At 40.0% G+C, this 13,777-nt stretch carries 12 protein-coding genes; 7 read left to right on the top strand and 5 right to left on the bottom strand.

Features of this window, described 5'->3' with window-relative positions; genetic code table 11:
- Positions 1-2: 2 nt before the first annotated feature.
- Positions 3-1,838, bottom strand: a complete 1,836-nt coding sequence (locus B9A18_RS23935) for an outer membrane protein assembly factor BamB family protein (protein WP_084292300.1) — start codon at positions 1,836-1,838, stop codon at positions 3-5.
- A 282-nt stretch (positions 1,839-2,120) separates the two neighbouring features.
- Here B9A18_RS23935 and guaB point away from each other — a divergent pair, with 282 nt between their 5' ends.
- Positions 2,121-3,590, top strand: coding sequence for an IMP dehydrogenase (guaB, locus tag B9A18_RS23930; protein ID WP_084292298.1), 1,470 nt, complete (start codon positions 2,121-2,123; stop codon positions 3,588-3,590).
- 59 nt (positions 3,591-3,649) lie between these two features.
- On the opposite strand, the gene B9A18_RS23925 is transcribed toward guaB, so the two are convergent.
- The 3 genes from B9A18_RS23925 to B9A18_RS23915 all read right to left on the bottom strand — a co-directional run bounded on the left by B9A18_RS23925 (position 3,650) and on the right by B9A18_RS23915 (position 7,473).
- The gene (locus B9A18_RS23925; RefSeq protein WP_084292296.1) at positions 3,650-4,363 is read right to left on the bottom strand and encodes a hypothetical protein; all 714 of its coding nucleotides are present in this window, start codon (positions 4,361-4,363) and stop codon (positions 3,650-3,652) included.
- A 20-nt stretch (positions 4,364-4,383) separates the two neighbouring features.
- The gene (locus B9A18_RS23920; protein ID WP_084292294.1) at positions 4,384-6,375 is read right to left on the bottom strand and encodes a sensor histidine kinase; all 1,992 of its coding nucleotides are present in this window, start codon (positions 6,373-6,375) and stop codon (positions 4,384-4,386) included.
- A gap of 324 nt (positions 6,376-6,699) precedes the next feature.
- Positions 6,700-7,473, bottom strand: coding sequence for an HAD-IIA family hydrolase (locus B9A18_RS23915; RefSeq protein ID WP_084292292.1), 774 nt, complete (start codon positions 7,471-7,473; stop codon positions 6,700-6,702).
- Positions 7,474-7,661: 188 nt separating this feature from the next.
- Here B9A18_RS23915 and B9A18_RS23910 point away from each other — a divergent pair, with 188 nt between their 5' ends.
- From B9A18_RS23910 to B9A18_RS23895, 4 genes are all read left to right on the top strand, one after another.
- Positions 7,662-8,318: a FadR/GntR family transcriptional regulator gene (locus tag B9A18_RS23910; protein ID WP_084292290.1), complete on the top strand. Its 657-nt coding sequence runs from the start codon at positions 7,662-7,664 to the stop codon at positions 8,316-8,318.
- A gap of 3 nt (positions 8,319-8,321) precedes the next feature.
- A complete protein-coding gene (locus B9A18_RS23905; protein WP_084292288.1) occupies positions 8,322-9,548 on the top strand; it encodes an MFS transporter in 1,227 nt (408 codons plus the stop codon).
- A 68-nt stretch (positions 9,549-9,616) separates the two neighbouring features.
- Positions 9,617-10,921, top strand: a complete 1,305-nt coding sequence (locus B9A18_RS23900; RefSeq protein WP_084292286.1) for a Gfo/Idh/MocA family protein — start codon at positions 9,617-9,619, stop codon at positions 10,919-10,921.
- 24 nt (positions 10,922-10,945) lie between these two features.
- Complete coding sequence (locus B9A18_RS23895; protein ID WP_235005432.1) at positions 10,946-11,650, top strand: 3-keto-disaccharide hydrolase; 705 nt, start codon at positions 10,946-10,948, stop codon at positions 11,648-11,650.
- A gap of 10 nt (positions 11,651-11,660) precedes the next feature.
- Here B9A18_RS23895 and B9A18_RS23890 read toward each other — a convergent pair whose 3' ends face one another.
- The gene (locus B9A18_RS23890) at positions 11,661-11,915 is read right to left on the bottom strand and encodes a winged helix-turn-helix domain-containing protein (RefSeq protein WP_235005437.1); all 255 of its coding nucleotides are present in this window, start codon (positions 11,913-11,915) and stop codon (positions 11,661-11,663) included.
- Positions 11,916-11,968: 53 nt separating this feature from the next.
- Here B9A18_RS23890 and B9A18_RS23885 point away from each other — a divergent pair, with 53 nt between their 5' ends.
- Both B9A18_RS23885 and B9A18_RS23880 read left to right on the top strand, forming a co-directional pair.
- Complete coding sequence (locus B9A18_RS23885; protein ID WP_084292282.1) at positions 11,969-13,018, top strand: PLP-dependent cysteine synthase family protein; 1,050 nt, start codon at positions 11,969-11,971, stop codon at positions 13,016-13,018.
- Between the two features lie 29 nt (positions 13,019-13,047).
- A partial coding sequence (locus B9A18_RS23880) for a cytochrome c biogenesis protein CcdA (RefSeq protein WP_317048261.1) occupies positions 13,048-13,777 on the top strand: 730 nt, incomplete at its 3' end.

Genomic DNA, 13,777 nt, shown 5'->3' with positions numbered 1-13,777 from the left:
TATTATTTAATCTTAAGTAACGTAACTACACCGTCCATAGTTGCAACCAATACGGCATTTTTGCTTAGTACATTTACCGTATTTACCATAGAATTATCAATCTTATGTGCCCAGACAAGCTTACGAAGCGCTGGATCAAAAGCGTAAACTACACCGTTCTTAGTTCCGAAAAATACTTGCTTATCCTTTGCGATCAGCATGGATGGTACGTGTTCGTAACCAAAGCTCATATTTAATCTCCATGCTACTCGAGGATCGGTAGACTGTGTTTTATAGGCAACAACCTCATCATTCATGGTTTTTCCAAAAATCATGGAGCCATCTTCGGAAATACCGATGGATTCCCTTACTGTGGCTTCTTTATTTCTCCATAGGGTAGTGCCTTTGTTAGCATCGATAGCACTGAGTACGCGGTCGGGCGCGGCCACATATACAATACCTTTGTGTGCTACTGGGGTACACATAGCCGGAGAGAACATGCGGTTAGCGTGTCCATTGTTCCATTTCCATAAGAGGTCGCCATTGTTTTGGTTTATTGCGTATAAATGCCGGCCCCAGGAGCCAAAAATAACTTTATCTTCATAGAGCAAAGGCTTGCCGACGATCGTTCCTTCAACGTCTTTAAATGACCAAATCTGATCGCCGGTTTCTAAATCTATGGCTCTGAATTGGTGATCACTTCCCCCAATATATACTACGTTTTTTTCGATTACAGGCGTACCCAAGACTGCTGCTTTTGCTTTAAACTTCCAAATCTGCTTGCCCGTATTTACTTCCAATGCATAGATGCAACCATCTCCTGAGCCAAGTACAACAATACCATCCGCCATTGCCGGAGAAGAGTAAATTGCGCCTTTAGTTTTAAAAGTCCATTTTTTGCTGCCGTCCACTAGAGATAGAGCCACAACTTCGCCGATACTGTTTCCAAATACAACCAGGCTATCATTAGCCGCAGGCGTTAATACAACGTTAGCAGGCGCGTGGTAGGTCCAGGCTTGCTCAACATTAGGATATATTTCATTTAATATATAGGAGGGACGCGCATATTTTAAGGGCGGCGGTGGTAATGTGGTTTTCAGGTTAATTTTTCTCCATGGCGTTTCTATTTCCAGGGCAGGTTTTTTTACGGCAAACAAGACTGAATCCTGACGCATGGTTACGATATTATAACCGCCAACAAGGTCTTTAGCTCTTAGGTTTGATCGCCCCATAGTTCCGGAGATTCCTTCAAAATCAAAAGCCTGATTGTTATGGCCATGGCCACAGATGGCATATTTTACGTTGTATTTTCTCAACCTATCTATTGCTTCATACCAGTTATCTAAACCATTGTCGAGCGGGTAGTGATTAATAAATACAATGGGCAAAGTATCGGGTGTATTTTTTAGGATTTCATCCAGCCAAACAATGGCATCTCTTGGGATATGCCCGTCGGACATCCTTACATAAGGGCCTGAAGCGCATGCTATGAAACGATAACCATTGTGATCGAAAGTAAATTTATCACCATCAAATGCTTTAATGAAATCTACACCGCCTGATTCAGACCATCCGGTATCATGATTTCCCGGTATCACATAACATGGTTTTTTCAGTTTGCCCAAAATATCTTTGGCCCGTTGGATTTCTTGTGTGGTGCCCATTTCAGTTACATCGCCTGTAACCAAAATAAAATCAAGATCATCTTGTTTGTTGATGTCCTTTACTGTTCTTCTCAAATCTTCCTCGCCTGTAGCAGTACCTACATGTGTATCGGTAACAAATGCATATTTAAAAGTCTGCGCATTTGTACTTAAAAAGAAGGTAATAAGAATAGCGAGAAAGAAAAGATGTTTCATGTTTCAGTTAAATTGACTAGGGTCAATTTACACCTTTTTGATTGTAACCGAAATTAATTGTTGTGATTCAACTGGTAGATGTTATCGTTGCTTTTAGGTATTGCGTAGTAAAATAAAAAGAGCTGATTTTTAATTGAGCTAACCTCCTTTAACATTGGTAGATGCGTTGTTAATTTGATTGTAATCTTTTGGTGCAGTCAGACTATATTCGATAAACTATTGTGGGATATAAATAATAATCGTATTTTTGCCCGGCAAATAGTAACTCTTAAATTATTTGCTATGCAACTCGATCCCAATAAATTTATTGCCGAAGGACTAACATACGATGACGTATTATTAGTACCAGCTTATTCTGAAGTTTTGCCACGTGACGTGGATACCGGAAGTTTCTTAACCAAAAAAATACGTCTTAATGTTCCTGTAGTTTCTGCTGCTATGGATACTGTAACTGAATCTGGTTTGGCTATTGCCATTGCCCAGGCTGGTGGTATCGGTATGCTGCACAAAAACATGAGCATCGAACGTCAGGCAGAGGAGGTAAGGAAGGTAAAGCGCTCAGAAAGCGGAATGATCCAGGATCCGGTTACTTTAAATGCAAATGCTAAAGTTGCGGATGCATTCCAGATTATGAAAGAATTCAAAATCGGTGGAATACCGGTTATTGATGCTGATAATAAACTGGTAGGTATCATTACCAACAGAGATCTGCGCTTCCAGAAAGATATGCAGCGTAAGGTTTCAGAAGTAATGACCAGAGAAAATCTGATCACTGCACCTGAAGGAACAACGCTTTTACAGGCCGAAGAGATTTTACAGGATTATAAAATTGAAAAACTTCCTGTTATCAATAAAGAAGGCCACTTAGCCGGATTGATTACTTTCAAAGATATTCAGAAGTATAAAAATTACCCTAAAGCATGTAAAGATGAGCGCGGACGTTTACGCGTTGGTGCTGCTGTAGGTGTTGCTGCAGATAACATTGATCGCGTAGCTGCATTGGTACAGGCAGGAGTTGATGTGGTAACAGTTGATACTGCCCATGGTCACTCAAAAGGTGTAATTGATATGGTTAAGGCCATTAAAGAAAGATGGCCGGATTTACAGGTAATTGCGGGTAACATCGCAACTGCTGACGCAGCGCTTGCTTTGGCAGCTGCTGGTGCTGATGCTGTTAAAGTAGGTATCGGGCCAGGTTCTATTTGTACTACAAGAATCATTGCTGGTGTAGGTGTACCTCAGTTATATGCTGTATTTGAATGTGCTCAGGCACTTATAGGAACAGGAATTCCAGTAATTGCCGATGGTGGTATCAAGCAAACAGGTGATATTGTAAAAGCAATAGCAGCTGGTGCAAGTGTAATCATGGCAGGTTCGTTATTCGCAGGTGTTGAAGAATCACCAGGTGAGACGATCATTTATGAAGGACGTAAGTTTAAATCTTACCGTGGTATGGGTTCAGTAGAAGCCATGCAACAAGGGTCTAAAGACCGTTACTTCCAGGATGAAACTGATGTAGTTACCAAACTTGTACCGGAAGGTATTGTTGGCCGTGTAGCTTACAAAGGAACTTTGGCAGAAGTAATCTATCAATATGTAGGTGGTTTAAGAGCCGGAATGCACTACTGTGGTGCTGCTACTATCGAAGACTTACAGAAAGCTAAATTTGTACGCATTACTGCTGCAGGTATGAGAGAAAGTCATCCACATGATGTTGCGATCACTAAAGAAGCCCCTAATTACTCTCGTTAGTATTTAGATATATAATAAAAAAGGCGTGTTAAATAATTTTAACACGCCTTTTTTATGTCCTATAAAAACTCATCTGGACTGATTTCCCAGGTCCATGGTTTTTTAAAACTATTAAATGTTCGTAATGATTTTACCGTTAAAGGCTGTTCAAAGGTTTCATTCGAGGCTGTAGTATCATTGATTTTACCGCTGATGACTTTACGTTTTTTATTGACAAAATCGTACTGTTTATCATTCATTTCTCCTGAAGCACTATGATAGGTGTAGTTATTAGCTTCGGTTAGTTGCCAATCCTTGTCGAGATATTTAAACTGGTAATTCAATATCCAGCGCCAGTTGCCGCCACCTTCAAAGGACAATAACAACTTGTTCGACTTGATTGCTAAAGGTCTTAAAGGATCGCCCATCGATCCGCCTTCTTCCGAACGCAAGATGAAATTGTTATTCTGTGTAGCCATACGATAGGCTCCTTTTGCAGATCTTTTAAAATAAATAGCTAGTATTCTCGGCTTTTGTATTTCTGTAATGAGTTCAGTCTCATTGTCGCCATAGGCTCTGTTTTCCTTCACAGGGCGATAAAATTCTATTACAAAGGCGAAGTCTTTTATGTTGTCGTTGTTTAGATCTCCAGATATGCTGTCAATTATTTTCCAATTGGAAGGAATAAGCGATTCTGCGGATTTTCCGGACTCCGGAAGAACAGGGAATTTAAATGGTTGAGCGTATATAGCTGTATGGCAAAGCAGGAAAAATAGAATCAGTTTGGTCTTCATAACAAAGACTAAAACGATAATTATGCCAGAATAGTGTTAGTTTGCTGAACAAGCGGAAGTTCAAAACAGAATGAAACAAGTCTGTCGTTTATTTTGACCTGTAGTTTGCTGCCGTTACCCTTAACATATTCGCGGCATAGATGCAGCCCCAGGCCTATCCCTTTTTCATGACTTGTACCATAAGTGGACTCATGGCTGTCAGGATTTGTAATGCCCTCAATGTTCAGTTCATTGGTGCTCGAAACGGTATTAGACACGCATATCTGCAAATGCTCCTTCTTGTGGGATAAGCTAATGCTTATAGTATGGGAAAATGGCGTAAATTTTATTGCATTATCAATCAGGTTACGCAGGACAAGTTGAATTTGGTTTTCATCAGCATAAACCAAAGATTGTTCAGGAATTTGAACGTCAATGTTAATACCCTTCATTTGTGTAAGAGGGGCGTAAACCAAGGTAAGATCTTCAATAAGTGTCCCCAGGTTAAAAGTCGTAGGCGTTGTTTTTACAGCTTCCATCTGGCTTTTTGCCCAATATAAAAGATTATTGAGCGTATTGTGAATGGTATCGATATTCTTCTTGTTTTCGTTGAGTAACATTTTAAGCTCGTCAAAAGAGAGGAGGTTCATTTCTTTTAAAGAAAAAATACTCATTAGACTGTTAAAGGGACTCCTCAAGTCGTGGGCAATGATCGAGAACAGTTTGTTTTTCACTGCATTTGAAGCCTTCAATTGTACGATGGTATCGCTTAACTTTAATGTTCTGTCGGTCACCAGTTTTTCCAGTCGCTGATTTTGCGTTTGAATTAACAGATAATTTTCATCGCGTACGAGTTGTTCATTGCTCAGGATGGTTCGGTAGCGGTCGCCCAGTGCAAAGGCCAGTAATAAGAGCTCTATGGTAGAGCCTACGGGTACAAAATCAAAGGTATAGTCTTGAAACGAAAGTATATTGGCCAGACTTAATACTACAGCAACAATTGTAACTGACATAAATGTCCATGCTAAAACATAGTATTTTGCTGCTCTGTGACCTTTCTGGTAGGCTACCACTCCTGAAATCCATATCACTACAGAAGCTATTAAGGTAATGAGCTGGGCCATTGTTGATGAAAAGCTTTTGAATCCGATTAGACTAAAGAAAAACATAAGCAGACAACAAGCAATAACTAGCTGGTAAGTTCTGTTTAGTTTTGGAGATAGCTTCCTGAGATTTAGGAATTTGGCAGAGAATAAGATAGAAGAAATAACGGATACACTAAGGAAAAGATGGGGGTAGTGGTTGATGAAGATCCTGAAATTATCGCCCAAAACATAGCTATAGCCTCTTAAATAGGTAACTACGTAAATAGCCATTGAAATGACATATATGCTATAATAGAGGTACGCGCTGTCTTTTATACTGAAATATAGGAAGGTATTGAACAGGAATAAGGTTAGCAATACACCTATATACATGGCTTCCAGATTTTTTTTTATGGAAATCCCCGGTATAAAGTTTTCGGAAGTAGCCATTTTAACCGGCACAATAAGTATGTTATTGGTTTTTAATCTAAGCCATATGGTTTTGGTAATTTGGCTTTGTGTATCCCTGGGTAAGTCGAAAAGGAAATTGTTTGTGGTAATTACACCTCGTTCTGATTTATGAATAGAGCCTGCAGTTCTATGGATAATGCCTTTTGACGTATGGGTGTAAAAATCAACATTTTCAATACTGGAAATGTCTACTATTAAATACTCATTGCTGGCGCTGCCGCTTACATAATCAATCTTTAACCAAAAAGCTGATTTTGAATTTCCAAAGTTGAGGATGTTTGTTTGTCCTTGCTTAAACTGTCCCCTTGATAGGGCCTGCACCTGAGTTAGGTTCAGCTTTGCACTTTTGTCTTCAAAATAAGAAATGCTTTTACCTAAGTTACGGTAGCTTGCGGTGCTGTCCAGACGTATAGTCTGGTCCGAAGCAAAAATATTAGTGTACCCAAACAGAATGAATAACAATATTAGACAACGCATATGATTCAATATATTCAATAAGGAGTAGATCTAATATACCCAAAATATTGTATTAATTGAATTTAAAGAAGAATTTTAACTGAAAGGTTGGAAAAAACGCACAGGGGTATTCCAGGGCAAGAAAACCTCATAAAAATATGGGGTTCTTTTGTTGATTATCTTCCGGAAAAGGGAGAATAATATATAATATTGGTGTCGGTTATATATATAAGTTGAGTAGACATTTAAACAAATGTCGGCATACGAAACAATTAGGCCATACCAATGTACAGGGTACTGTTCGTTGGTATGGCTTTGTGTTTAACACTAAATATTTGTATAATATTACCACCACTTTAGTGGAAAATCAATCTGATCAACCGAGCTTACTATTAAATCTGGCTTAAAAGCATAATGACTCAGGTGTTCCTTTTTAGCAATACCTGAGAGTACCAATATGGTTTTGTAACCCATTTGTACGCCACCTTGAATATCTGTCTCCATGGTGTCGCCAACCACGGTTGTTTCTGCTGTTTCCAGACCTAAATATTTACGTGCCGATCGCATCATTACCGGACTGGGTTTGCCAATTACAAAAGCTTTTCGGCCTGTGGCTTCTTCAATCATCGCGGTAGTAGCTGCAATACCTAAATTGCTCCAGCCTGGTTTTTTAGGCGAGGGGTCTCTGTTGGTTGTGATGAATTTTGCACCAGCCAGAATCATGTCTACCGCGCGCTGAACCATCTCCAATGTAAAGTTCCTACCTTCTCCTAAAACAACAAATTCAGGATCGGTGTTAACCAGGCTAATACCATTTTCATGTAAGCTGGTTAGTAAACCTCCTTCACCCAAAACATATGCTGTTCCGTGTTTTCCCTGATCACCCAGAAATTTTCCAGTGGCCATAGCGCTGGTGTAAATATGGTTTTCTGTTACCTCTATACCAAGAAGTTTCAATTTCCGTACGGCATCAAGTCTGGTGCGCTGACTGTTGTTGGTCATGAATGTGAAGGGAATATCATTTTTGAGTAAGTTGTCTATAAACCTATCTGCCCCTTCAATTAAATTTTCTCCGCTATAAATGACACCGTCCATGTCAATCAAAAGTCCGTGTTTCATATATTTTATGCTATGCGTTGTTTTTGAAAATAATAAAAAATGTCCCTTTTAGGTATAGCAAATATAGTACTCTGAAAGTTAAAAATTCGTGATTATATAGCAAATTTAAATTCAGTAAGTGGTTTGATATAAAAGAAATTCATACCTTTGAAATTCATCTGATGATATGATGAATTAATATTAGTAATTTGATCAGGAAAAAATCACTTGCGGACGAAGTCGCCTCCAGAATACAAGAGCAAATTTCTTCAGGGAAATATAGGGTAAATGAAAAATTACCTATTGAGCCTGAATTGATGAAAAGCTTTGGTGTAGGTAGATCTACCATTAGGGAGGCCATAAAGATATTGGCGAATTCAGGTTTGCTTAGGGTGCAACAGGGGATAGGTACCTTTGTGGAGCAGTCTACCAGCAACAGGGAGCCCATGGACCAAAGGTTAAAACGGGCCAAGGTCCAGGATCTGGACGAAATAAGACAGCTGCTGGAAATGAAAATTGCAGAAAAGGCAGCCCTTTATCGGACAGATTCAGATATTATTGCCATCAGGGGGCATCTTGAAAATAGAAAAAGAGCGGCTGCGGCCGGTTTAATCGAAGACTGTATCGAGGCGGATGTACAGTTTCACATCGCGATAGCTGAAGCTTCTAAAAACGAAATTCTGGCAGATCTTTATAGATCTGTTTCCATACATCTAAAAAACTGGTTTCTGCAGACCCATCCCGATGCTGCAGTATTTGAAGAGACCTATAATATCCATGAACAATTGTTAAAAAGTATTATTGCCGGCGATGCAAAGAAAGCATGGAGCGTTGCTGCAAAAATAACCGGACATGTATCCCAATAAAAAATGAAAGAAACAGCTACTACCTCTACCATTGATCCTAAGCAACTGGCGCAACAAACAGTTTTCTCTATATTATTTACCATTAGTTTTACACACCTGCTTAACGATATGTTGCAGGCTGTTATTCCCGCTGTATATCCGATATTGAAGGAGAAATTCAGTCTTAGTTTTACGCAAATAGGACTCATTACCTTAACCTATCAGCTTACGGCATCAATTTTACAACCTTTTATTGGTTTTTATACAGACAAGAAGCCGCGCCCTTATTCTCTGGCTATAGCTATGGCTTTTACGCTTGTAGGTCTTGTAGCGGTATCTTTTGCCAACAGTTTTATTAATATTCTATTTGCTGTGAGTTTGATTGGTATCGGTTCATCCATATTTCATCCGGAATCTTCAAGGGTTGCGCATTTGGCTTCAGGTGGTAAAAAGGGATTAGCCCAATCTATTTTTCAATTAGGTGGAAATGCGGGAAGTGCAATAGGACCTTTACTAGCTGCGCTTATTGTGGTGCCTAACGGACAATTGTATATCGTTTGGTTTTCGCTGATCGCCATTCTAGGAATCGTTGTGTTATCCAGAGTGGCCAAATGGTACCAGCAACAGCTGATGCTTAAAGCAAAAAGTAAGCACATCATTACAGAAGAGACGAAGCATACTTTTACAAAGAAGCGTGTAATCCTTGCAATGGGAGTATTATTGGTGCTGATCTTTTCTAAGTACTTTTATATGGCCTCTATGACCAGCTATTATACTTTTTATCTTATTGATAAGTTTCATGTTTCCGTACAACAATCGCAGGTTTATTTGTTTGCCTTTTTAGGTGCTGTTGCTGCGGGAACGTTAATAGGTGGTCCATTGGGTGATCGTTTCGGTAGGAAATACATTATCTGGATATCGATACTTGGTGCAGCTCCCTTTACGCTATTGTTGCCATTTGTGTCTCTGTTCTGGACAGGGGTATTGTCGGTAATCATTGGGGTAATCATTGCATCAGCCTTCTCGGCCATATTGGTTTATGCTACTGAACTGATTCCCGGAAAAGTAGGCATGATCGCCGGATTATTTTTTGGTTTTGCCTTCGGTATGGGTGGTTTAGGTTCTGCTCTTCTTGGTAAATTAGCCGATCAGACCAGCATCGAATATGTATTTCGGATCTGTGCTTTCCTGCCTTTGATAGGAGTTATAACCGGACTTTTGCCAAATATAGAAGGTAAGCGGAAAGTTTAGGGGATTCTGATTTTGCGAAGAATAAAATATTTTCCTATTTTTAGGTTCACACAAAAAACCTAAACGCAATGAAAACTAATGATTTACACGCTGCCGACCGCAGAGCTTTTTTAAAGAAGTCGGGCATAGTATTGCTGGGAAGCACGCTGGCTTATCAGACGGGTTTTGCCTCCCCATTATTCTCTTCAACAAAATCAACCATCAAGGTCGGTTTGATTGGGTGTGGAGGGCGTGGGACCGGTGCTGCGGCACAGGCATTGGCGGCAGATCCTGACGTTGTAATTACTGCTTTAGGAGATATTTTTGAAGATAGACTTGAAACGGCTTTCAATGCGCTGACCATCATTGATGCCAAAAGAGTTAAAGTAGATAAGAAAAGAAAGTTTATTGGCTTTGATGCTTATCAGAAAGTAATAGATTCAGGTGTAGATGTGGTTTTGCTGACCACCCCACCTGCATTCAGACCAGATCAGCTCACTGCGGCTATCCATGCCGGTAAACATGTTTTTTGCGAAAAGCCGGTAGCTGTTGATGCACCGGGTATCCGTAAAGTCTTGGATGCCGCAAAAAAAGCGCAGGAAAAGAACCTGGCATTGGTTTCAGGGTTTTGCTTTAGGTACGACCTGCCAAGCAGGGGTGTATTCAGCCGTGTTTTAAATGGCGATCTGGGTGAGATTAAAACCATTTCTACCTTTAGAAATGGGTCGGGGAACTGGTCTAATCCCCGCCAGCCAAACTGGAACGACCTGACTTATAAATTGCGTAACTGGCATTATCACAACTGGCTTTCTGGCGATTTTATTGTAGAACAAGCTGTGCATAGTCTGGATATGATGTCGTGGGTAATGGGCGATAAAATGCCGCTTCGTGCAACAGGTACCGGTGGGCGACAAGTTCGTGTTGATGAAATTTATGGCAATATTTACGACCATTTTGCTGTAGAGTTTGAGTATGCGAATGGTGCAAAAGGGTTTCATTTCTGCAGGCAGCAGGAAGGTACCTCACATCGTAATACAGTTGATGTATTGGGAACCGATGGCAGTGCCTTTGTGAATGTTGGTACGCGGTACGAGATATCTGGAAAAAATCCATGGAAGTACGAGGGGGAAAAGAAGAACATGTATCAGACTCAGCATGACGAACTTTTTGCTTCTATCCGTAGTGGAAAGCCAATCAATAACGGTGAATTTATGGCACATAGCACCTTGTTGTCCATCTGGGCAAGGATGGCGGCATATAGCGGGCAGACCGTTACTTTCGAGCAGGCATTAAATTCAAATATTGCACTTGGACCAAAAATAGAGGATTATAACTGGGACCTTAAATGGGATGACCTGCCGGTTGCATTGCCAGGATCTACTAAAATCATTTAATTCTTACCGCTAAAAATAATGACGATGAAATTATTAAATGGGATTGGTATGGCCTTTTCTATGATTTTAGTATGCGCTTCTACCATGTATGCTCAAAGCGGTACGATCCAGTTTGGAAAAGAAGTCGAAACTGATGTTGTCAAAGGACGTTCCAGGGATAAGGTCATCACCTGGGTCAATGTAAATACTGATCCGGACACCTGGAGAAGAGAAAAGGAATTACTGATCTGCAAGGGAAAGCCTATTGGCGTGATGCGTTCGGAAAAAATATATGAGAATTTCATACTTGAAGTAGAATGGAAGCATATGGAATCAGGAGGGAATTCGGGCGTATTTGTATGGAGTGATGCGAAACCTGGCGAGAAAAATCGCTTGCCGGGCGGAGTAGAAGTTCAGATGCTGGAACTTGATTGGATCAATATAAATGCTAAAGATGGTGTGCAGCAGCCCATAGCCTATGTGCATGGCGAACTCTTTGGCGTAGGTGGTGTAGAGACCGTTCCGGATAACCCAAGGGGTACCCGTAGTAAGTCGGTGGAAAACCGGTGCAAAGGGAAGGGAGAATGGAATAGCTACAAAGTGATTTGTGTAGATGGTACCATTAAACTGTCGGTAAATGGGAAGTTTGTAAATGGCATCAGTAAATCAACCATAAAAAAAGGCTATTTGTGCCTGGAATCTGAAGGTGCAGAAATTCATTTCAGAAACCTGAAGGTAACTGAGCTATGATTGATTGAGCCTAAAAAAAATACAAAGGATAAACTGTATCGCGCTTCGTCTCCGAGAGTACAATATAGCCCTGCTCTTTTAGTCGCCGGATCCGCTCAGGTACTGTAGCAATGGATTTGTTGAGCCTAAAGGCAAGTTCTTTGTTGTAAACAAAAGTAGGGATCGAAAAAAAAACAGCCAATAGTATTAATTCTTTAGTCAAACTGAAAGAAATTATTAAATATGATCTTTTTTCTGTAAAATTTCCGGAAATAAAGGTAAGCATTGTTATTATAGCTTGCATTATGGATTTTTACCGGAAATAATATTAATATAAACATGTTAGTTGAAACTAAAGAGCAGGCTTGCTTAACTACTGATCTTACCAATAAATTCGAACACTTATGGCACCTTGTAGGTAATACGCCAATGTTGGAACTTCAGTATGATTACAAAGGAAAACCGGGAAAAATTTATGTAAAGTGCGAACATTACAACCTTACCGGTAGTGTAAAAGATAGAATGGCTTTGAACATTATGTACGAAGCTTATAAATCATGCGCTATTAAACCAGGTGATACAATTATTGAAGCTACCAGTGGAAACACAGGGATTGCATTTGCCGCGATAGGTAGAGCTTTAGGTCATAATGTTAAAATTATCATGCCTAACTGGTTGAGTAAAGAGCGTATTGATATCATCAGAAGCATGGGTGCAGAAGTAATTCTGATCAGCAAAGAAGAAGGTGGCTTTTTAGGTAGTATTAAAATGTGCGAAGACCTTGCTAAAGAAGGTGGCGTATTTTTACCAAGACAATTCGAAAATCAATATAACGAAGAGGCTCACGAGAAAACGACAGGTATGGAGATCTGGGAGCAACTAAAATTAAACGGATTAACTCCTGATGCTTTTGTTGCAGGTGTTGGAACTGGCGGTACCGTAATGGGTGTTGGTAAAGGATTGAAATCCCGTAACCCAAATATTAAAATTCACCCGCTTGAGCCGGCGGAAAGTCCGACTTTAACAACCGGTTATAAAGTTGGTAGTCACCGTATTCAAGGTATTTCTGACGAGTTTATTCCTGAAATTGTAAAACTTGATGAGTTGGATGAAGTGATTCAGGCTAACGATGGTGATGCAATTATCATGGCACAGAAATTAGCTAAAGAACTTGGTTTAGCAGTAGGTATTTCTTCAGGTGCAAATGTGATCGGAGCTATCAAATTAAAAGAGCAAATGGGAGCGGATGCAGTAGTAGTTACTATTTTAAGCGATAGTAATAAAAAGTACCTGAGCACTGACCTGGTAAAAGAAGAAACCATTAAGGATTCATTCTTATCTACTGATACTGTGTTTACAGGATACAAACCAATTTGCCGTTTAAAATAATATACTTTTTACTTTAAAACAGTTTGTTAATGAAGTTAAATCACAATATCCTTATAAGTCTTCGTGTACTTGTAATTGGACTTTTTATATTTTTCGGTTCTGCAACCCTGACATTAGCGCAGGAAGCTGATACTTCAACGGCTGATCTCGATTTTACCGAGATGGGCACTGAAACAGCCGTAGATACAGCAAAAGATACTAAAATCGATACTGCAACAGCAGAGGTTAAAGCGGTAACTGATTCTGCTACAGTAACAGCGGTAACAGCTGGTACAGATAAGCCTGCAGATCAAAAAGAAGACAACTCATTGATTGGTATCTTTATCACCGGTTTTATTGGTGGTCTTGCAGCCCTTTTAATGCCTTGTATCTTCCCGATGTTGCCACTTACAGTGAGCTTTTTCACCAAAGGTGGGGAAAAAGGCAAAGCAGTAAGCCGGGCCTTATTTTATGGCCTGTCGATCATTGTAATCTATGTAGTTTTAGGACTATTGGTTACTGTGATCTTTGGTGCTGATGCACTAAACAGCCTTTCTACCAATGGGGTATTCAACTTCCTTTTCTTTGTGTTGTTGATGATCTTTGCCATTTCCTTTTTGGGTGCATTCGAAATCACCTTACCTTCATCATGGGTAAATAAAATGGATGCCAACTCTGATAAAGGTGGTTTAGCCGGATTATTCTTTATGGCTGGAACACTTGCTTTAGTCTCTTTCTCCTGCACCGGACCTATCATTGGTACTTTGCTGGTACAAGCGG

The organism is Pedobacter nyackensis (genome assembly GCF_900176505.1).
Classification (GTDB): domain Bacteria; phylum Bacteroidota; class Bacteroidia; order Sphingobacteriales; family Sphingobacteriaceae; genus Pedobacter; species Pedobacter nyackensis.
Note: the sequence above shows the minus strand (reverse complement) of the source record. Positions and strands in the feature narration are given on the sequence as shown.

Bases quoted from the DNA above. Each gene is read 5' to 3' on its own strand.
- B9A18_RS23935 (WP_084292300.1), bottom strand. From the start codon at position 1,838: ATGAAACATCTTTTCTTTCTCGCTATTCTTATTACCTTCTTTTTAAGT.
- B9A18_RS23915 (WP_084292292.1), bottom strand. From the start codon at position 7,473: ATGAAACACGGACTTTTGATTGACATGGACGGTGTCATTTATAGCGGA.
- B9A18_RS23925 (WP_084292296.1), bottom strand. From the start codon at position 4,363: ATGAAGACCAAACTGATTCTATTTTTCCTGCTTTGCCATACAGCTATA.
- B9A18_RS23900 (WP_084292286.1), top strand. From the start codon at position 9,617: ATGAAAACTAATGATTTACACGCTGCCGACCGCAGAGCTTTTTTAAAG.
- B9A18_RS23905 (WP_084292288.1), top strand. From the start codon at position 8,322: ATGAAAGAAACAGCTACTACCTCTACCATTGATCCTAAGCAACTGGCG.
- B9A18_RS23920 (WP_084292294.1), bottom strand. From the start codon at position 6,375: ATGCGTTGTCTAATATTGTTATTCATTCTGTTTGGGTACACTAATATT.
- guaB (WP_084292298.1), top strand. From the start codon at position 2,121: ATGCAACTCGATCCCAATAAATTTATTGCCGAAGGACTAACATACGAT.
- B9A18_RS23895 (WP_235005432.1), top strand. From the start codon at position 10,946: ATGAAATTATTAAATGGGATTGGTATGGCCTTTTCTATGATTTTAGTA.
- B9A18_RS23885 (WP_084292282.1), top strand. From the start codon at position 11,969: ATGTTAGTTGAAACTAAAGAGCAGGCTTGCTTAACTACTGATCTTACC.
- B9A18_RS23890 (WP_235005437.1), bottom strand. From the start codon at position 11,915: ATGCTTACCTTTATTTCCGGAAATTTTACAGAAAAAAGATCATATTTA.